The following is a 19,663-nucleotide window of genomic DNA, read 5'->3' on the forward strand; positions in this document are numbered from 1 at the left end:
CAATTCGCTTGAGTTATTCACGTCAGCCGGCCCGGCGTCGTCGGGCCACTCATGTGGGCAAAGGAGCAGCATGCGACTGGCACGAACCCTTGCCGCGGGATCCGCGGTCACGGCGCTCGTCCTCACCCTCGGAGCCTGCGGCTCGGGGGGCGGCGAGGGCAGCAGCGGGGACGCGACGATCAAGATCGCGTACCAGAAGTTCGGGAACTTCACGCAGGCCGACGAGCTGTTCAAGGACGTCAAGGCCGAGTACGAGAAGGAGAACCCGGACGTCACGATCGAGCTCGTGCCGATCGAGGCCAGCCAGAACGACTACTTCACGAAGCTCGCGCTCATGAACCGCGCGCCCGGGACGGCGCCCGACCTCATGTACGAGGACACGTTCATGATCAAGTCGGACGTCGAGGCGGGCTACCTGCTGCCGATGGACGACTACCTCGCCGACTGGGAGGACTGGGGCCAGTTCGTCGACCAGGCCAAGCAGGCCGGGCTGGGCGACGACGGCAAGACCTACGGCGTCCCGATGGGCACGGACACCCGTGGGCTGTGGTTCAACAAGGAGGTGCTCGCCAAGGCGGGGCTCCCCGAGGACTGGGCCCCGAAGACCTGGGACGAGCTGCTCGAGGCCGCCCGGGCGATCAAGAAGGCGGACCCCGACGTCATCCCGCTCAACGTCTACTCGGGCAAGCCGATGGGCGAGGGCGCCACGATGCAGGGCTTCGAGATGCTGCTGTACGGCACGGGCGGCACGCTCTACGACACCGACACCTCGAAGTGGATCGTCGGGTCGCAGGAGTTCGTCGACTCGCTCGACTTCATCAGGACGATCTACACGGAGGGCCTCGCCCCGACGCCGCAGCAGGCGCTCGACCCGAACGTCGGCAACACGGTCTCGGCCGAGTGGCTGCCGAAGGGCAAGCTCGGCATCTCGCTGGACGGCTCGTGGATGCCCGGCACGTGGCTCGAGGAGGGCACGGCGCCCTGGCCCGAGTGGACCGACGTCATGGGCACCGCCGCGATGCCCACCCAGGACGGCCAGGCCCCCGGCGCGGTGAGCATGTCGGGCGGCTGGACGATGGCGATCGGCTCCGGGTCGAAGAACCCCGACGTCGCGTTCGACGTGCTGACCCACGCGCTCGACAAGGAGCACTCGCTGCGGTTCGCGATCGACAACAGCCAGATCGCGGTGCGCACCGACGTCGCCGAGGAGCCGTCGTACTCCGAGGCGAACCCGACGGTGCCGTTCTTCTCCGACCTCGTCGAGGTGACGAACTTCCGCCCCGCCACCTCCGACTACGCGCAGATCTCCAACGCGATCCAGGTCGCCATGGAATCGGTGATGACCGGGCAGCAGACGCCCGAGGAGGCCGCCGCCGTGTACGACGAGGCCGTGATCGCCCAGGTCGGCGAAGAGAACACGACGAACGGCTGACGACGTGACCACCACCCTCGCCCCCGCCCCCGTCGGCGGGCCGGGGGCGGGGCCGTCGCCGGTGCGGCGCGCGCACGCGCGCCGCACCGCCGGCCGCCTCGTCCCGATGCTGCCCGCCGTCGCCCTGCTCGCGCTGTTCATGCTGGGCCCGGTCGTGTGGTCGTTCTACGGCTCGTTCACCAACGCGGCCCTCACCGGCCCGAACGCGGCGAACCCCGAGTGGGTCGGCCTGGACAACTACGTCGCGCTGCTCGGCGACCCCGACTTCCCGAAGGCCCTGTGGCTCACGGTGCTGTTCGTCTTCGCGTCCGCGGTGATCGGGCAGAACGTGGCCGGCCTCGGGCTGGCGATGCTCATGCGCTCCGCGCTGAAGCCTGTGCGCGCCGTCGTCTCGACGCTCGTCGTCACGGCCTGGGTGCTGCCCGAGATCGTGGCCGCCTTCGCCGCCTACGCGTTCTTCCACGCCGACGGCACGCTCAACTCGCTGCTCGCGGGCGTGGGGATCACCGGCCCGGACTGGCTCTTCCAGTACCCGATGCTCGCCGTCATCCTCGCCAACGTCTGGCGCGGCACGGCGTTCTCGATGATGGTCTACTCCGCCGCGATCGCGGAGGTGCCGCCCGAGATCACGGAGGCCGCGACGGTCGACGGGGCCAACGGGGTGCAGCGCCTCGTGTGGGTCACGCTCCCGACCATCCGCCGCAGCATCTCGACCAACCTCATGCTCACCACGCTGCAGACGCTGTCCGTGTTCACGCTCATCTACGTGATGACCGGCGGCGGCCCCGGCACCGACAGCTCCACCCTGCCGATCCTCGCCTACCAGGAGGCGTTCAAGTTCGCCCAGGTCGGCTACGGCACGGCGATCGCCACCGTGATGCTCGTGATCGGCGCCGTGTTCTCCGTCGTGTACATCCGCAGCCTGAGGCCGGAGGTCGACTGATGGCCCAGACCGCCGCCCCGGCGTCCGTCCCCTCGCCCGTGCCCGACGTCGCCGGCGCGCGCCCCGCGCGACGGCGGTCGACGCCGTCGGTCGCCGCCCCCGGGCCGCGCACGGCGCGCATCCTGTCGAACGTCGTGCTCGTCGTCGTCGGGCTGTGCTTCCTGCTGCCCCTCGGCTGGATCGTGCTGGCGTCGCTGGACCCGAGCGCCACCCTCGCCGTCGGGCTGCCGGAGACGTTCACGCTCGAGAACTTCACGGCCGTCATGACGCCCGAGCAGACGTGGGTGCCGCTGGCGAACGCCTTCGTGCTGTCCGCGGGCACGGGCCTCCTCACCGTGGTCGCGTCGGTGCTCGCCGCGTACCCGTTGTCGCGCTACCGGATGCGCTTCAACAAGCCGTTCCTGTACGCCGTGCTGTTCGGCACCTGCCTGCCGATCACGGCCATGATGGTGCCGGTCTACTCGCTGTTCGTGCGGCTCAACCTGCTCGACTCCCTGGCCGGCACCACGTTCTTCATGGCCGCGACGTCGTTGCCCATGGCGATCTGGATGACCAAGAACTTCATGGACTCCGTGCCGATCTCCCTCGAGGAGGCGGCCTGGACCGACGGTGCGTCGGCCATGACCACCCTGCGCACCATCGTGCTGCCGCTCATGCGGCCCGGCATCGCCGTCGTCTTCATCTTCGTGTTCATCCAGGCGTGGGGGAACTTCTTCGTCCCCTTCGTGCTGCTGCTGACGCCGGAGAAGCAGCCGGCGGCCGTGAGCATCTTCGCGTTCTTCGGCCAGTACGGCTCGGTCGCCTACGGCCAGCTCGCGGCGTACTCGATGCTCTATGCCCTGCCGGCCGTCGGCCTGTACGTGCTCGTCTCGCGGCTGTCCGGCGGCTCGTTCGCGCTCGCCGGCGCCGTCAAGGGCTGACCGCGCCCGTCCCACCGCCCGCCCCGTCATCAGGAGCCTGATCCATGCACGACACCACCGCCCGCACCACCGCGCGCCTCGAGCGGTTCACCCGCGACTGGCTGGAGCCCGCCGTCCTGCGCGAGACCCGGCCGCTCCACGTCGAGGCGTGGACCGTCGGCGGGGAGCCGGTGCCCTTTGCCGAGGCGGCGCGTGCCACGTACGCCCCGTTCGCGATCGGCTCTCCCTGGGGGCGGCCGTGGGACACGACGTGGTTCCACGTGACGGGCGCCGTGCCGGCGGAGTGGTCGGGGGACGCGGCGCCCGCCGGGACGCGCGTGGAGCTCGTCGTCGACCTCGGGTTCACCGGCGCGGGCCCGGGCTTCCAGGCCGAGGGCACCGCCTGGACCCCCGACGGCCGCATCGTCAAGGCCGTCGAGCCGCGCAACCAGCACGTGCCGCTCGTCGCCGGCCAGGCGCTCGACGCCGACGGCCGCGTCGACGTGTACGTCGAGGCCGCCGCCAACCCCGACGTGCCGGGCGGCGCGTGGACGCGGCCCACGCCGATGGGCGCCTGGGAGACCTCCGGGCCGGACCCGATCTACGCGCTGCGCACCATGCACGTGGCCCTCGTCGACGAGACGGTGTGGGAGCTGCTCCAGGACGTGCGCGCCCTGCACGGCCTGGTGCGGGTGCTGCCCGCCACGAGCCCGCGCGCGGCCGAGGTGCTGCGCGCGCTCGAGGACATGCTCGACGCCGTCGACCCCGACGACGTCGCCGGCACCGCGGCCGCGGGCCGCGCGGCGCTCGTGGACGCGCTCGCCGCACCGGCCGCGGCGTCCGCCCACCGGGTGCACGCCGTCGGCCACGCGCACATCGACTCCGCGTGGCTGTGGCCCACGCGCGAGACCGTGCGCAAGTGCGCGCGCACGTTCTCCAACGTGCTCGCGCTCATGGATGAGGACCCGGACGTGAAGTTCGCCTGCTCGTCCGCGCAGCAGTACTCGTGGGTGCAGGAGCACTACCCGGAGCTGTTCGAGCGGATCCGCGAGCGTGTGCGCGAGGGCCGGTTCGTGCCCGTGGGCGGCATGTGGGTCGAGTCGGACACCAACATGCCGGGCGGCGAGGCGCTGGCCCGCCAGCTCGTGGCCGGCAAGCGGTACTTCATCGAGGAGCTGGGCGTGGAGCCGAAGGAGGTGTGGCTGCCGGACTCCTTCGGGTACACGGCGGCCCTGCCGCAGCTCGCCCGCCTGGCGGGCAGCGACAACTTCCTCACGCAGAAGATCTCGTGGAACGACACCAACACCATGCCGCACCACACGTTCTGGTGGGAGGGCATCGACGGGTCGCGGGTGTTCACGCACTTCCCACCCGTGGACACGTACAACTCGGAGCTGACCGCCGAGGAGCTCGCGCGGGCCGAGCGGCAGTACGCCGAGAAGGGCCGCGCCAACACGTCGCTGGTCCCGTTCGGCTTCGGCGACGGGGGCGGCGGCCCCACCCGGGAGATGGTGGCCGCGGCCCGGCGCACGCGCGACCTCGAGGGGTCGCCGAAGGTGGAGCTGTCCGACTCGCAGTCCTTCTTCGACGCCGCCCGGGCCGAGTACGCGAACCCGGCCACGTGGACCGGGGAGATGTACCTCGAGTACCACCGCGGCACCTACACGTCGCAGGCGCGCACCAAGCGCGGCAACCGCCGCAGCGAGCACCTGCTGCGCGAGGCCGAGCTGTGGGCGGCGACGGCGGCCGTGCGCGTCGGCGCGGACTACCCGGCCGAGCGGCTGCAGCGGCTGTGGCGCACCGTCCTGCTGCAGCAGTTCCACGACATCCTGCCCGGGTCGTCCATCGCCTGGGTGCACCGCGAGGCCGAGCGCAACTACGCCGAGGTGGCCCGCGAGCTCGAGGAGATCGTCGACGACGCGCTGCGGGCGCTGGTCGGGGAGGGCGATCGGCCGGTGGCCGTGAACGCCGGGCCGTTCGCGCGCGACGGCGTCGCGGCGCTCGGCGGCACGGCCCTTGACGCGGCGCGAGGCGCGGGCACCGTGACGCCCGTGGCCGAGGGTGACGGCTGGGTGCTGGAGAACGACCTCGTGCGCGTCGTCGTCGACGGCAACGGGCACGTCGTGTCCGCCGTCGACCGGTCGAGCGGGCGCGAGGCCGTGCTGCCCGGCGCGAGGGCGAACCTGCTCCAGCTGCACCGCGACGTCCCCAACGAGTGGGAGGCGTGGGACATCGACGAGCACTACCGCCGCAGCACGACCGACCTCGTCGACGCGGCGAAGATCGAGGTCGCCGACGGCGCGTCCGGGCCGGTGGTGCGCGTGCTGCGCGAGGTCGGGTCGTCGCGCGTCGAACAGGACCTCGCGCTCCCCGTCGCCGGGCGCGGCCTGCGCATCACGACCCGCGTCGACTGGCACGAACGGCAGAAGCTGCTCAAGCTCGCGTTCCCGCTCGACGTGCGCGCCGAGCGCGCGACGTCGGAGATCCAGTTCGGGCACGTGCACCGGGCCACGCACGTCAACACGTCGTGGGACCACGCCCGGTTCGAGACCGTCGCGCACCGGTGGGTCCACGTGGGGGAGCCGGGCTTCGGCGTGGCCGTCGCGAACGACTCGACGTACGGGCACGACATCACCCGGACCCGCACCGCCGACGCGACCGACGCCCAGGGCGCCCGCGGCACCACCGTCCGGCTCTCGCTGCTGCGCGCGCCGAAGTTCCCCGACCCCGACGCGGACCAGGGCGAGCACGAGCTGACCTGCGAGCTCGTCGTCGGCGCCGGCATCGACGACGCCGTCCGCCACGGCTACGCGCTCAACCTGCCCGAGCGCGTCGTCGCGGGGGACCACGGCGTCGAGCCGCTGCTCTCGGTGGACGACGACGCCGTCGTCGTCGAGGCCGTCAAGCTCGCCGAGGACGGCAGCGGCGACGTCGTCGTGCGCCTCTACGAGAGCCGCGGCGGCCGCGCCCGGGCCCGTGTCACGCCGGCGTTCGAGCACACCGGCGTGGTCGTGACGGACCTGCTGGAGCGGCCGCTGGACGCCGCGCACCGCGACGGCGACGACGTGCTCCTCGAGCTGACGCCGTTCCAGGTGGTCACGCTGCGCGTGCGCCGCTGACGTCATGCACCGCCACGCGGGGACCGAGCACCACCGAGCCGAGCACCACCGAGCCGAGCACCACCGAGCAGAGGAGCGAACGATGAGGTTCACCAGAGCAGCCGGGGCGAGATCGGTCGGGACGGTCGCCGCGCTGGCGTGCGTCCTGGCCGCGGCGGTGCCTGCGTCCGCGTCGGAGGACGGGAGCGGCACGTCGCCGCGCACGCAGCAGGCCCGAGCCGTGGCCAGCTACGAGGCGATGCAGGAGCACCTGTACGTGGACGACGGGTCGGGGCTCTACCGGGAGCGCTACCCGTCCGGCGCCGAGGACCGCCCGTACTCGTACGAGTGGCCGTTCTCCCAGGCGCACGTCGCGACGCTCGACCTCACGGGGATGCCCGGGCGGGCGGGTCGGTCGTTCACCGACGACCTCGCGGACCGGTCGGTGGGCCAGGAGCGGTTCTGGAACGCGGACGGCGGCACGACCGGGCTGCCGGCGTACGACTCCTACGCCCGCGCCCCGTACGGCGACGGAGGCGACATCTTCTACGACGACAACGAGTGGGTCGCGCTGGCCAAGGTGCAGCAGCACCTGGCCACGGGCGACCGGGCGGCCCTCGAGCGGGCCGAGGAGATCTTCGAGCTGGTCGTCTCCGGCTGGGACACCGACCCGGACCACCCGGCGCCGGGCGGCGTCTTCTGGACGCAGGCGCCGTGGAGCACCGACCGCAACACCGTGTCCACCATGCCCGGCGCGCAGCTCGCCACCCGCCTGTACATGCTCACCGGCGAGGAGCGCTACCTCGACTGAGCCGAGCAGATGGTCGGCTGGACGGACGAGCACCTGCTCGCGCCGAACGGCCTGTACTGGGACAACGTCAAGCTCGACGGGTCGATCGACCGGACGCAGTGGTCGTACAACCAGGGCGTCCCGGTGGGCACGTACACGCTGCTGTACGAGGCGACGGGCGAGGAGCGCTACCTGGAGAAGGCGGAGGCGATCGCGGCGGCCTCGTACCGGTTCTACGTGACCGAGGGTCGTCTGGCCGGCCAGCCCATGTTCTTCAACTCGATCTGGTTCAAGAACCTGCTGCTCCTGGAGTCGGTGACGGGCGGGCACACCTACCGCGACGCGATGGCGGACTACGCGGACACGCAGTGGCGCGAGGCGCGGGACTCCGGGACCGGGCTGTTCGACGCCGGTGACGAGCACACCGAGCTGCTCGAGCAGGCGGCCATGGTGCAGATCTACGCCACCCTCGCGTGGCCGCGCGGCAAGGCGTCGATCCTGTACTGAGCCCCCGCCCCTTCGAGCAGGCGACGGATCGCGTGCTCGAAGGGGCGACTACCCTCGTCGGGTGGCACATCTTCTCGGCGCGGACGGCATCGCGCTGACCATCGGCACCCGCACTCTCCTCCGCGACGTCTCGCTCGGGCTCGACGACGGCGACCGCATCGGCGTCGTCGGCCCCAACGGGGCGGGCAAGTCGACCCTGCTGCGCCTGCTCGCGGGCACGCAGGCGCCCGACACCGGTCGTGTCACCCGGGTGGGCGGCTCGCGGCTCGGCATGCTCGTGCAGCGCGACGTCGACGACGACGCGGCGACGATCCGCGACCTGGTGCACGGCGACGACGCGACGCACGAGTGGGCGTCCGACGCCCGCATCCGCAACGTGCACGCCGGCCTGCTGGCGGACCTCGACCTGGACCAGCCGGCGTCGACCCTGTCGGGCGGGCAGCGCCGCCGCGTGGCGCTCGCGGCGCTGCTCGTCGAGGACCCGGACGTGCTGCTGCTCGACGAGCCCACCAACCACCTCGACGTCGAGGGCGTCGCCTGGCTGGCCGAGCACCTGTCCGCCCGCTACGGCCGCCCGGGTGCCACCGGGGCGCTGGTCGTCGTCACGCACGACCGCTGGTTCCTCGACGCGGTCTGCTCCCGTACGTGGGAGGTGCGCGGCGACGGGTCCGGCGGCGTCGACGGGTACGACGGCGGGTACGCGGCGTACATCCTGGCGCGCGCCGAGCGTGCGCGGCAGGCCGCCACGGCGGCCGAGAAGCGCAACAACCTGCTGCGCAAGGAGCTCGCGTGGCTCAAGCGCGGCGCGCCCGCCCGCACGTCCAAGCCCAAGTTCCGGCTCGACGCCGCGGCCGCCCTGATCGACGACGAGCCGCCGCCGCGCGACACCCTCGAGCTCACGCAGATGGCCACCCGCCGCCTCGGCAAGGACGTGCTCGACCTCGAGGACGTCACCGTCACCGTCCCCGCGCGGGAGGGTCACGAGGCCGGGCCGCGCGACGCGGCGGGCCGGCGCGTGCTGCTCGACGACGTCACGTGGCGCCTCGGCCCCGGCGACCGCTACGGCGTGGTCGGCGTCAACGGCGCGGGCAAGACGACGCTGCTGTCCCTGCTGGCCGGGCGCCGCGAGCCCGACTCCGGGCGCGTGCGGCGCGGCAAGACGGTGCACGTCGCGGAGCTGACGCAGGACGTCGGCGAGCTTGACGACGTCGGCCACCTCACCGCCGTGCAGGTCGTCGACCGCGAGAAGCGCACCGTCGTCGTCGACGGCAAGGAGCTCACCGCCGGGCAGCTCACCGAGCGCCTCGGCTTCACCCGCGAGCGGGCGCACACGATCGTGCGCGACCTGTCCGGCGGCGAGCGGCGGCGTCTCCAGCTGCTGCGGCTGCTCGTCTCGGAGCCGAACGTCCTGCTGCTCGACGAGCCCACCAATGACCTGGACACCGACACCCTCGCCGCCGTCGAGGACCTGCTGGACGGCTGGCCCGGCACGCTGATCGTCGTCTCGCACGACCGGTACCTGCTGGAGCGCGTGTGCGACCGGCAGTGGGCGCTGCTGGGCGACGGCGCGCTGCGGGACCTGCCGGGCGGGGTGGAGCAGTACCTCGAGCTGCGGCGGGCGGGTGCCTCGGGCACGTCCCCGGCCGCCGCGCCCGCGGACGCCCCGCCGGCCGCCGCAGGGGCCGCCGCTTCCGCATCGCGACCTGCGACGACGTCGTCGAGGGCCTCCACGGCGGAGGTGCGGGCCGCCAAGAAGGAAATCTCACGGATTGAGCGGAGGTTGGCTCGGATCGCGGACGAGGAGAACACTCTGCACGAGCAGATCGCCGCCGACCCGACGGACTACACCGCGGTGGCGGCCCTCGACGAGCGCCTCCGGGAGCTCGGCGCCGAGAAGGAGGAGCTCGAGATGGCCTGGTTGGAGTCCGCCGAGGTGGCGGGATGAGCGAGGGCACGCTGGACGACGTCGACCGGGCGCTCGTGCGCGCGCTGCGCGAGGACGGGCGCGCGACCCTGGCGGCGCTCGCGGGCGTGACGGGGCTGTCGCAGTCCGCCGTGCAGGCACGGGTGCGCAAGCTGGAGGCGCGGCACGTGATCACCGGCTACCGCGCCGTCGTCGACCCCGACGCCGTGGGGTTGCCCATCGCGGCGTACGTGGAGATCACGCCGCTGGACCAGTCGCAGGCCGACGACGCCCCCGACCGGCTGCGCGACGTGCCTGGCATCGAGGCGTGCTGGTCCGTCGCGGGCAACGCGAACTACCTGCTGCTGGTGCGGGTGCCCTCGCCGTCGGCGCTGGAGGACCTGCTCGGCGTCATCCGCCGCGAGGCGAGCGTGTCGACGCGCTCCACCGTGGTGCTCCGGACGTACTTCGAAGGGCACCCGCTGGCGCACTGACAATAATTCTTTCGGCATCGCTCTGGTTCGGCAGGAAGTTCTCCTCTACCGTCGGGGTATGACCGAGACAATCTCTCAGCGCACAGCCCCCAGCGTCGGCGGCTCGATCGAGGCCACCGCCGTCCTCGAGTCGCTGCGCGAGCACCTGCTCGTCGACGGCTTCGACCTCGTGCTCGACCTCGACCGCTCGCACGGCTCGACCCTCGTCGACGCCCGCGACGGACGGGAGTGGACCGACCTGTTCACCTTCTTCGCGTCCAACCCCCTGGGCATGAACCACCCGGCCCTGTTCCGCGACCCGCTGTTCCGCGAGGAGCTCACCCGCGCCGCGATCAACAAGCCGTCCAACTCCGACGTCTACACCGTCGAGCTCGCCCGCTTCGTCGACACCTTCGCCCGCGTGCTCGGCGACCACGCCCTGCCGCACCTCTTCTTCGTCGACGGCGGCGCCCTCGCCGTCGAGAACGCGCTCAAGGTCGCGTTCGACTGGAAGTCGCGGCACAACGAGGCGCACGGCCGCTCGCCCGAGCTGGGCACGAAGGTGCTGCACCTGCAGCACGCGTTCCACGGCCGCTCCGGCTACACCATGTCCCTCACCAACACCGAGCCGGGCAAGGTCGCCCGGTTCCCCAAGTTCGACTGGCCGCGCATCAGCTCGCCCTACCCCGGTCACGACGCCGACGGCGGGCTCCGCGACGTCCAGGCGCTCGAGGCCCGGGCGCTCGCCGAGGCCCGCGCCGCGTTCGAGGCGCACCCGCACGACATCGCCTGCTTCGTCGCCGAACCGATCCAGGGGGAGGGCGGCGACCACCACCTGCGCGCCGAGTTCCTCCAGGCCATGCAGGCGCTGTGCCACGAGCACGACGCCCTGTTCGTCCTGGACGAGGTGCAGACCGGCGTCGGCATGACCGGGACGGCGTGGGCGTACCAGCAGCTCGGCGTGCAGCCCGACGTCGTCGCCTTCGGCAAGAAGGCCCAGGTGTGCGGAGTCATGGCCGGCGGCCGCGTCGACGAGATCGACGACAACGTCTTCCGGGTCTCCTCCCGCATCAACTCCACCTGGGGCGGCAACCTCGCCGACATGGTCCGCTCGCGCCGCATCCTCGAGGTGATCGAGGCCGAGGGGCTGATCGAGCGCGCCGCGCGCGTCGGCGCGGGCCTGCTGTCGAGGCTCGAGACGCTCGCCGTCGCGCACCCCGGCGTCGTCTCCGACCCCCGTGGCCGAGGGCTCATGTGCGCCGTGTCCCTCCCGTCGCGGGACGTGCGCGACGCCGTCCTCGCCGGGCTGCACGCGGAGGGCTTCCTCATCCTCGGGTGCGGGGAGCGGTCCGTGCGGTTCCGACCGGCGCTGACGGTGGACGAGTCCGTGCTGGACGATGCGGTCGCAGCACTCGACACGGTCGTCTCGCGGGTCGGCGGCTGATCAGACCGACACTTTGGCGCGGTTGACGCCGGGTCCGGACATCGGGCGCACGGTAGCGTTCACGGGCGCCAGGGCGCCCTCCACTTCGGGTGTGACTACCGTGCGCCCGATGTCCGGACCCGGCTCTTCTTGTGTCCTGGTCGTCGGGGGTCGGGGCGTGGCAGGCTCGGGCCGTGAGCAGTCATCGACTTGTCGAGGACGACGGCGACCCAGGGCTGGTGCTGAGGGTGCTGCCCGGCGTCGGGTACACGGCGGAGGGGCCGGTGCTGGCGCGACCGGCCGAGGCGCTGCGTGCCGTTGGCTGGACGGTGCGGACCGTCGTGTGGGACGGGCGACCGGACTTCGACGTCGCGCGGCGGGTCTACGCCGACGTCCTGCGGGACGGCGTGGCCGCCGCGCCCGACGCGACGCACCTGGTGCTGGCGAAGTCGCTCGGCACGCTGGCGCTGCCCGTCGCCGTCGAGCTGGGGCTGGCCGGGGCGTGGCTGACGCCGCTGCTCACCACCGACCGGGCGCCCGAGGTGCGCGACGCCGCCGCTGGGCTGGGGACGTCGGGCGTGCCGGCGCTGCTCGTCGGAGGCACCGCCGACGGCCTGTGGGACGGCGCGCTGGCCGCGGCGTCCGGCGCGCGCGTGCTCGCGGTGGACGGCGGCGACCACTCGCTCGAGGTCGACGGCGACCCGGAGCGCACCGCCCGGGCGCTCGACGACGTGACGGCCGCCGTCGTCGACCTCGCACGAATCGCCCGGCGCCTCTGACCGCGGCGGCAGTTCGGCTTCACTGCGGCAGTTTGAACTGCCGTCGCGAACGCGAACTGCCGCTTTGAGCGCGTGAAGGCGGTGGCGGGGGCGGCAGCAGCGGGTGGATCCGCGCCGCGCGGCGGACGTCGGCCGGGAACCGTGCGAGCAGGCGTCGCGCGACGCCGTCGGGGTTCCGGGCGTCCCGGGCGACGAATCGCAGCGGCCGCACGCCGAGCCGCTCGGTGATGGCGTCCTCGCGCACCTTCTCGTCGAACAGCGCCTGCTCGGCGTCGTAGCCCGGGCCGAAGGCGCCGTCGCGGTACTTGATCCGGCCGTCGAACTCGGCGAGCACGCCGTGGTCCTGCCAGGCGACGTCGACGAAGAAGCGCCCGGCACGCGTGTCCACCCTGAGCTGCGTCCGGGGTCGCGGGAGGCCGGCGCGCACCGCCACGTACCGCAGCCAGGTCTCCCACGGCGGGTCGACCTGCCCCTCCGCCAGGTCGAGCAGCAGGCGCGCCCTACGGACCCCGCGGCGTCGCCCGGCGAGCAGCCGTACCGCTTCCGCACGGTCGAGGCCACGACCGAGCGCCCAGTCGGCGACGACGAGGCCGCCGAGCGGGTGCATCGTCGTGACGCAGTCGACGACGGTGCGCGTGAGGTTGGTGATCGGCAGTCCTTCGCGCTGCACCCAGCGCTCCGGCAACCCGCGCCGTCGCACGATGTCGCGGGCCGATCGCGAGCTGGCGCCCGAGCGCTGCAGCACGTGCGTCGTCGACGGCGTCTCCCACAGCGGCACGCCCCAGACCATGGCCGCCGACTCGTGGCTGAACACGTGGTCGGCGTCGAGCTGCCGGTGGACGGCGGCCAGGTGGTCGCGGGCGTGGGCATGCGGGTCGCGCGTGCCGGCCCGTGGCACGCGGTAGGCGCCTCGGCGCACGCGCTCGATCTCGCGCGCGGCGGTCGCGCGCCGCAGCTCTGCGGGGTCGTGGTGCCGTGCGATCAGGAGGGTGCGGTCGTCGTCGCTCATGCCCGGGATCGTGCTCGGCGCGCACTCGGCGCGGCGCCGTCCGACGTGCGGCTGTGGAGGGACCCGGCCTGGGGGCAGCGTCGTCGCGGCAGTTTCGCCCCACCGCGGCAGTTCGAACTGCCGCCGCGAGCCTGGACTGCCGCCGTGAGGACGCGAGGTCCCGCGGGTGGTGACCGGAAGCGTCTGCAGTGCGACACGCGGTCGATCGTTACCCATCCTTAACAGTGATTTTCACCACGGGAGGCCATGATGGCGATATGTTCCACGGCAACGCCGTCGCGGGCCCGTGCGCACGGTCGGCGGGACGTGCACGACGACGTGAGCACGGCAGGGCAACGGCGCGTTGAGCGACCAGGACGTGGGGAGAAGCCGGTGACGATGGGGCGAAAGGCTGCAGTGGCAGCCACGGCGACAGCGGTGGCGCTGGTGCTGGCGAGCTGTTCGGGCGGCGGCGGGGACGACGACGGCACTGACGGCGGCGGGGGAGGCGGCGGCAGCGACCCGGACGCCACGCTGCACCTGGCCCTCTCCCAGGACGTCGAGACGCTGCTGCCGATGGACTCGAACGTCGGGGACAACATCTCCGTGCTCGACGTCGTCTACGACGGGCTGGTCCGGTACGACCCGAAGACGACCGAGCCGTACAACTACGTGGCCGAGAGCGTCGAGACCGAGGACAACACGGTCTGGACGATCAAGATCAAGCCGGACCTGACGTTCCAGAACGGCGAGCCGGTGGACGCCGACGCGTTCGCCCGGGCCTGGAACTACGCCGCGTACGGCCCGAACGCCATGGCGAACAACTACTTCTTCGAGCGCATCGCCGGCTACGACGAGATGCAGGGCGAGACCGACGACGACGGCAACGTCACCAAGGAGCCCGAGGCCGAGACGCTGTCGGGCCTGACGGTCGTCGACCCGCAGACGCTCGAGGTCACCCTCACCGGGCCGTTCGCGGGCTTCGCCACGATGCTCGGCTACACCGGCTTCTTCCCGATCGCGCAGGCGTGCCTCGACGACATCGAGGCGTGCGCCGTGCAGCCGATCGGCAACGGCCCGTTCCAGGTCGAGAAGTGGGACCAGGGCGTGAACCTCACCGCCCAGCGGTGGGAGGACTACACGCTCGAGGAGACGCCGGAGTACGGCGCCATCGAGTGGACCGAGTACACGGGCGAGGACAACTGGCCGGACTTCCAGGCCGGCAACCTCGACTTCGCGGTGCCGCCGCCGGCCGAGCAGCAGGCCGCGGCCAACGACCCCGACCTGCAGGAGAGGTACGTCGAGGGCCCGGGCGCCGCGCTGACCTACCTCGCCTTCCCGCTGTACAAGGACGGCCCGTGGACGGACGTCGAGTTCCGCAAGGCGATCTCGCTCGCCGTCGACCGGCAGGGCATCATCGACGCCCTGCTGCCCGGCCAGCGGGTTCCCGCGGACAGCTGGGTGGTGCCCGACGTCGTGCCCGGCGGCACCGGCGGCACCTGCGAGTGGTGCACCTTCGACCCGGAGGCCGCCAAGGCGGCGCTGGAGAAGGCCGGCGGCTGGCCCGAGGGCGAGAAGCTGACCATCCACCTCGGCCAGGACGCCACCGAGCAGGAGCTGTTCAAGGCGGTCGGCGACTCCATCCAGGAGACGCTCGGCATCCCGTACGAGCTCGACGCGACGCCGGACTACTTCGCCCGGCGCGCGGCCCGCGACTTCTCCGGCCCGTTCCGCGCCAACTGGTTCCCGGACTACCCGCTCAACGAGAACTACCTCGCCCCGGTGTACGCCAGCGGCGACGAGAAGAACGGCAACGTGGAGTTCGGCTACTACAGCGCGGACTTCGAGGCGGCCGTCAAGGCCGGCGACGAGGCCGCGACCCTCGACGAGGCGGTCACGCAGTACCAGGAGGCGGAGAAGATCCTGGCGACCGACTTCCCGACCATCCCGCTGTTCGTGGCCCAGAACACCGACTACTACAGCGAGAACGTGTCGAACGTCGTGCTCGACCCGTTCAGCGGTGAGCCGAAGCTGCGCCTCCTCGAGGTCACGAACGGCTAGTCAGTTCGCTGGTTGAGCTTGTCGAGACCGCTGTCGCACGGGTCGCGACAAGCTCAACCAGCGTCCCTCCCCGCACCACCAGAAAGTTCCGTGAATGGGCCGCTACATCCTGCGCCGCTCCCTCCTGGGGGTGGCCACCCTGCTGCTCGTGATGTTCGTGCTGCACCTGCTCACGACGTTCGCGATCCAGCTCAACGGCAACCCCGCCCTGGCGTTCTTCGGCGACAAGGTGCCCACGGAGTCGCAGCTCGCCGCCGTGGAGACACGCTTCGGCCTGGACGACCCCTGCTACGACCAGACCGGCAACCCGTGCCTGGGCCCGTTCGTGGAGCGCCTCGGGCAGTACGCGCAGGGCGACTTCGGCACGAACCTGCGGGGGCGCGAGGTCACGGACATCGTCGCGACCGCCGCCCCGAACACCCTGAAGCTGTTCCTCGTCGTGACGATCGTGTGGTTCGTGCTCGGCATGGGTCTCGGCACCGCGGCCGCCCGCCGACGCGACCGGTCCGCCGACCACGGCATCCGGCTGACGTCGGTGCTCATCGACGCGTTCCCGATCTTCGTGCTTCTGCTCGTGTACCGGTACGTGTTCGCCGTGCCGCTGAACGGCTGGGCCGAGGACACGTTCGGGGCGGGAAGCCTGCCCGCCCTGTGGTTCAGACCGTCGTTCGACGACGACCACCCGTGGGCGACGCTCCTCGTACCCGGCATCCTGCTCGGCCTCGCCGGGTCCGCGGCGTTCATCCGCCTCGTCCGCGCGAGCCAGCTGGAGTCGTACGCGGGCGACCACGTGCGCACCGCGCGCTCGCGGGGGCTCAACGAGCGGCACGTCGTGACGCACCACGTGATCCGCAACTCCGCGGTGCCCGTGGTGACCGCCGTCGGACTGACCTTCACCGAGGCGCTCGCGGGCGCCGTCGTCACCGAGGGGATGATGAACATCTACGGGATGGGCGGGGTGCTCTGGGAGGCGGTCCGCGCCGCGGACGTCGCGCTCATCCTCGGCATCGTGACGATCCTCGCCGCCGTGACGGTGGTCGTGATGCTGGTCGTCGACATCGCCTACGCCGCCCTCGACCCGAGGATCCGCTATGCCTGAACGCGCCGCTCCCGGACCCACGGCGGCCACCGCCACCCCGGACGCGCCGGCGGTCGACGCGTCGACGTCGCTCGGCGGCGACACCTGGCGCCGGCTGCGCCGCCGGCCCGACGTGATCGCGGCGGCCGTCGTCGTGGTCTTCTTCGCAGCGATGGCGGCCTTCCCGCGGCTGTTCACCAGCACGAACCCGCAGAGCTGCGTCATCGGGGACTCGAAGATCCGGCCGCAGGGCCTGGGGGGCGAGCACCCGCTCGGCACGGACGTGCACGGGTGCGACCTGCTCGCCCAGCTCGTGCACGGCGCCCGCCCGTCGCTGACGCTGGCGTTCGTGGTGGTGGGCGCGTCCCTGCTCATCGGGGTCACGCTGGGCCTGCTGGCCGGGTACTACCTCGGGTGGGTGGACTCGGTGGTGTCCCGCACCATCGAGGTCTTCCTCGTCATCCCGCTGCTGCTCGCCGCGCTGCTGCTCCTCACGCTGTTCCGCAAGGTGAGCGTGGGCGGCGGCACGTTCGACGTCATCCTGCTGCCGGCGGTGGTGCTCACCATGTTCGGCTGGATGGCGTACGCGCGGTACGTCCGCGCGGCCACGCTCGAGGCCAAGAACCTCGACTACGTGACGGCGGCCCGCGCGCTCGGCGCGTCCGACCTGCGCGTCATGGTGCGGCACGTGCTGCCCAACGCGATCGGCCCGGTCACGGCGCTCGTGCCGACGGCGATCGCCGGCGTGATCAGCACGGAGGCGGTGCTGGCGTTCCTCGGCATCGGCGTCCGGCCGCCCGCGATCAGCTGGGGCATCATGATCACGAACGGTGCGGACTGGGTGACCGGCGGGTACGCGTACCTGCTCCTGTACCCGCTCGGGTGCCTGGTCCTCACGGTCCTGGCGCTCGTCGCCCTCGGCGACGCCCTGCGCGACGCCCTCGACCCGAGGCTCCGGTGATCCGCGTGACCGAGACCCTGATCCCCCCGGCCGACGCCGAACGCTCCGCCGGCGACGTCCTGCTCGAGGTGGAGGACCTGGCGGTCGAGTTCCGGTCCGACGACGGCGCGGTGCGCGCCGTCGACGGCCTGAGCTACCGCGTGGAGGCGGGCCGCACCCTGGCCCTGGTCGGCGAGTCCGGCTGCGGCAAGTCGGTGAGCTCGCTGGCCGTGATGGGGCTGCTGCCCCCGACGGCGCGCGTCGTGCGAGGCACCGCGCGCTACCGCGGCACCGACCTGCTCGCACTGTCGCCGACCCGGCACCGCGCGCACTGCGGCACCCACGTCGCGATGGTCTTCCAGGACGCGCTCGCCGCGCTCAACCCGGTACACACCGTGGGCTACCAGCTCACCGAGTCCCTGCGGTCGCGCACCGGGACGTCGCGGCGCGAGGCGCGACGACGCGCCGTCGAGCTGCTCGACCTGGTGAAGGTGCCGAACGCGGCGCAGCGGGTGGACGAGTACCCGCACCAGTTCTCCGGCGGCATGCGGCAGCGGGTGATGATCGCGTCCGCCCTGGCCCTCGACCCGGACGTGCTCATCGCGGACGAGCCGACGACGGCGCTCGACGTCACCGTGCAGGCGCAGGTGCTGCGGCTGCTCGCCGAGATCCAGGCGGAGCGGCAGATGGGGCTCGTGCTGATCACCCACGACCTCGGGGTCGTCGCGGGCGTCGCCGACGACGTCACCGTGATGTACGCCGGCCGCGCCGTGGAGCACGCTCCCGTGCGCGACCTGTACGCCGCGCCCGCGCACCCTTACACCAGGGCCCTGCTGCGCTCGGTGCCGCGGCTCGACTCCGGCGCAGAGGTGGCCGGCGGTCGGCTGCCCGTCGTGCCCGGCCGGCCCCCGGCGCCCGGCCGCGTCCCGTCGGGCTGTTCGTTCCATCCGCGCTGCGACATGGCCCAGGACCTGTGCCGCACCGTCGAGCCGCCGCTCGACGACGTCGCCCCGGGCCGGTCGTCGGCCTGCCACTTCGCCGCCGAGCTGCTGGGAGGCGCCCGTGCCTGAGACCGCCACCGGCCCCGCCCTCGCACCCACGTCGTCCGACGACGTCGTCCTCGAGGTGCGCGACCTGGCCAAGTCCTACCCGGTGCGCCAAGGCGTCGTCCTCAAGCGCACGGTGGGGCAGGTGCAGGCCGTCGACGGCGTCTCGCTGGCGCTGCGCCGCGGGCGCACGCTCGGCCTCGTGGGGGAGTCCGGGTCCGGCAAGTCCACGCTCGCGCGCGTGCTGGTCGGGATCGAGAAGCCGACGCGCGGGCAGGTGCTCGTCGACGGCGAGGACGTGTCCACGATGTCGCGTGGCGCCCGCCGCGAGCTGCGCCGGAACGTGCAGATGGTGTTCCAGGACCCGTACACGTCGCTCAACCCGCGCATGTCGGTGGGGGAGATCGTCGCGGAGCCGTTCCGCATCCACCGCGACGCCGTTCCCGCCGGCGGCCGGCGACGAGCCGTGGCCGAGCTGCTCGAGCTGGTCGGCCTCGACCCCGACCACGCGCACCGCTACCCGCACCAGTTCTCCGGCGGGCAGCGCCAGCGCGTCGGGATCGCCCGGGCGCTCGCGGTCAAGCCCCGGGTGCTGGTGTGCGACGAGCCCGTCTCCGCCCTCGACGTGTCCGTGCAGGGCCAGGTCATCAACCTGCTGGAGGACCTGCAGGACGAGCTGGGCCTGGCGTACCTCTTCATCGCGCACGACCTCGCCGTGGTCCAGCACATCGCCGACGAGGTCGCCGTCATGTACCTGGGCCGCGTCGTCGAGGAGGGCGACCGGCCCGCGGTGTACGACGACGCGCACCACCCGTACACCAAGGCGCTGCTGTCCGCCGTGCCCGTGCCCGACCCCACCGCCCACCGCGACGACGAGCTGATGCTCGAGGGCGACCCGCCGTCGCCCGCCGACCCGCCGTCCGGCTGCCGTTTTCACACCCGCTGCTGGCTCGCCCACCGGCTCGCGGCGGAGGAAGGGCTCGCTGGCGACGGCGCCGTGCCCGCCCGGTGCCGCACCGACGACCCGGTGCTCGTGCCGCTCGGCCGGTCCGACGGCGCTCGCGGGGGCGCGGCGACCGTGCCGCACGCCGCCGCGTGCCACTTCGCCCGGGAGGCCGCCGCGTTCGGCGGGCACCCGGCGGCGGGCTCCACCGCGGCGACCGACGGCCCGGCCGCGGTCGTCGAGCACGACGCCCAGCACGACGCCGCACCGGACGCCGACGACCGCCACCCGGGGGACGGCGGCGGCCCCGAGCCCGAGACCGTCCCCGACCGCCCCGTCCTCGAGAGCAGGGAGCGCTGA

General features: G+C 72.7%; 14 protein-coding genes and 1 pseudogene. 14 read left to right on the forward strand and 1 reads right to left on the reverse strand.

Annotation, left to right across the window (positions count from 1 at the left end; genetic code table 11):
• The first annotated feature begins 70 nt into the window (after window positions 1-70).
• The 9 genes and pseudogenes from ACQP6G_RS11385 to ACQP6G_RS11425 all read left to right on the forward strand — a co-directional run bounded on the left by ACQP6G_RS11385 (window position 71) and on the right by ACQP6G_RS11425 (window position 12,247).
• A complete protein-coding gene (locus ACQP6G_RS11385) occupies window positions 71-1,432 on the forward strand; it encodes an ABC transporter substrate-binding protein (RefSeq protein ID WP_429764434.1) in 1,362 nt (453 codons plus the stop codon).
• A 4-nt stretch (window positions 1,433-1,436) separates the two neighbouring features.
• Window positions 1,437-2,375, forward strand: coding sequence for a carbohydrate ABC transporter permease (locus ACQP6G_RS11390; protein ID WP_429764435.1), 939 nt, complete (start codon window positions 1,437-1,439; stop codon window positions 2,373-2,375).
• A complete protein-coding gene (locus ACQP6G_RS11395; protein ID WP_429764436.1) occupies window positions 2,375-3,295 on the forward strand; it encodes a carbohydrate ABC transporter permease in 921 nt (306 codons plus the stop codon). The genes ACQP6G_RS11390 and ACQP6G_RS11395 overlap by 1 nt, the downstream gene beginning before the upstream one ends.
• 44 nt (window positions 3,296-3,339) lie before the next feature.
• Window positions 3,340-6,393 (forward strand): alpha-mannosidase, encoded by a 3,054-nt coding sequence (locus tag ACQP6G_RS11400; protein ID WP_429764437.1) that lies wholly within the window; start codon window positions 3,340-3,342, stop codon window positions 6,391-6,393.
• 373 nt (window positions 6,394-6,766) lie between these two features.
• Window positions 6,767-7,669, forward strand: a pseudogene (locus ACQP6G_RS11405) (glycoside hydrolase family 76 protein).
• A 61-nt stretch (window positions 7,670-7,730) separates the two neighbouring features.
• Window positions 7,731-9,614, forward strand: coding sequence for an ABC-F family ATP-binding cassette domain-containing protein (locus tag ACQP6G_RS11410; RefSeq protein WP_429764438.1), 1,884 nt, complete (start codon window positions 7,731-7,733; stop codon window positions 9,612-9,614).
• The gene (locus ACQP6G_RS11415; RefSeq protein WP_429764439.1) at window positions 9,611-10,066 is read left to right on the forward strand and encodes an Lrp/AsnC family transcriptional regulator; all 456 of its coding nucleotides are present in this window, start codon (window positions 9,611-9,613) and stop codon (window positions 10,064-10,066) included. Before ACQP6G_RS11410 ends, ACQP6G_RS11415 begins: the two co-directional genes overlap by 4 nt.
• Window positions 10,067-10,124: 58 nt before the next feature.
• Window positions 10,125-11,489, forward strand: coding sequence for an L-lysine 6-transaminase (lat, locus tag ACQP6G_RS11420; RefSeq protein ID WP_429764440.1), 1,365 nt, complete (start codon window positions 10,125-10,127; stop codon window positions 11,487-11,489).
• A gap of 173 nt (window positions 11,490-11,662) precedes the next feature.
• Entirely contained in the window at window positions 11,663-12,247 is a 585-nt protein-coding gene (locus ACQP6G_RS11425; protein WP_429764441.1) for a hypothetical protein, read from the forward strand.
• Between the two features lie 19 nt (window positions 12,248-12,266).
• On the opposite strand, the gene ACQP6G_RS11430 is transcribed toward ACQP6G_RS11425, so the two are convergent.
• Entirely contained in the window at window positions 12,267-13,256 is a 990-nt protein-coding gene (locus ACQP6G_RS11430; protein ID WP_429764442.1) for a hypothetical protein, read from the reverse strand.
• A 396-nt stretch (window positions 13,257-13,652) separates the two neighbouring features.
• Between ACQP6G_RS11430 and ACQP6G_RS11435 the strand changes: the two genes are divergently transcribed.
• From ACQP6G_RS11435 to ACQP6G_RS11455, 5 genes are all read left to right on the forward strand, one after another.
• Window positions 13,653-15,296 carry a peptide ABC transporter substrate-binding protein gene (locus ACQP6G_RS11435; RefSeq protein WP_429764443.1) on the forward strand — a complete coding sequence of 548 codons (1,644 nt, stop codon included), beginning with the start codon at window positions 13,653-13,655 and terminating at the stop codon, window positions 15,294-15,296.
• A gap of 94 nt (window positions 15,297-15,390) precedes the next feature.
• Window positions 15,391-16,395: an ABC transporter permease gene (locus tag ACQP6G_RS11440; protein ID WP_429764444.1), complete on the forward strand. Its 1,005-nt coding sequence runs from the start codon at window positions 15,391-15,393 to the stop codon at window positions 16,393-16,395.
• Window positions 16,388-17,335, forward strand: coding sequence for an ABC transporter permease (locus ACQP6G_RS11445; RefSeq protein WP_429764445.1), 948 nt, complete (start codon window positions 16,388-16,390; stop codon window positions 17,333-17,335). The genes ACQP6G_RS11440 and ACQP6G_RS11445 overlap by 8 nt, the downstream gene beginning before the upstream one ends.
• Window positions 17,336-17,340: 5 nt before the next feature.
• Window positions 17,341-18,384: an ABC transporter ATP-binding protein gene (locus tag ACQP6G_RS11450; protein ID WP_429764446.1), complete on the forward strand. Its 1,044-nt coding sequence runs from the start codon at window positions 17,341-17,343 to the stop codon at window positions 18,382-18,384.
• Window positions 18,377-19,663: an ABC transporter ATP-binding protein gene (locus ACQP6G_RS11455; protein ID WP_429764447.1), complete on the forward strand. Its 1,287-nt coding sequence runs from the start codon at window positions 18,377-18,379 to the stop codon at window positions 19,661-19,663. The genes ACQP6G_RS11450 and ACQP6G_RS11455 overlap by 8 nt, the downstream gene beginning before the upstream one ends.

The sequence above is a fragment of the Isoptericola nanjingensis genome (assembly GCF_050311635.1).
Classification (GTDB): domain Bacteria; phylum Actinomycetota; class Actinomycetes; order Actinomycetales; family Cellulomonadaceae; genus Isoptericola; species Isoptericola nanjingensis.

Coding starts and splice junctions, on each gene's coding strand:
- lat (WP_429764440.1), top strand. CDS start 10,125: ATGACCGAGACAATCTCTCAGCGCACAGCCCCCAGCGTCGGCGGCTCG.
- ACQP6G_RS11395 (WP_429764436.1), top strand. CDS start 2,375: ATGGCCCAGACCGCCGCCCCGGCGTCCGTCCCCTCGCCCGTGCCCGAC.
- ACQP6G_RS11385 (WP_429764434.1), top strand. CDS start 71: ATGCGACTGGCACGAACCCTTGCCGCGGGATCCGCGGTCACGGCGCTC.
- ACQP6G_RS11400 (WP_429764437.1), top strand. CDS start 3,340: ATGCACGACACCACCGCCCGCACCACCGCGCGCCTCGAGCGGTTCACC.
- ACQP6G_RS11440 (WP_429764444.1), top strand. CDS start 15,391: ATGGGCCGCTACATCCTGCGCCGCTCCCTCCTGGGGGTGGCCACCCTG.
- ACQP6G_RS11445 (WP_429764445.1), top strand. CDS start 16,388: ATGCCTGAACGCGCCGCTCCCGGACCCACGGCGGCCACCGCCACCCCG.
- ACQP6G_RS11430 (WP_429764442.1), bottom strand. CDS start 13,256: ATGAGCGACGACGACCGCACCCTCCTGATCGCACGGCACCACGACCCC.
- ACQP6G_RS11415 (WP_429764439.1), top strand. CDS start 9,611: ATGAGCGAGGGCACGCTGGACGACGTCGACCGGGCGCTCGTGCGCGCG.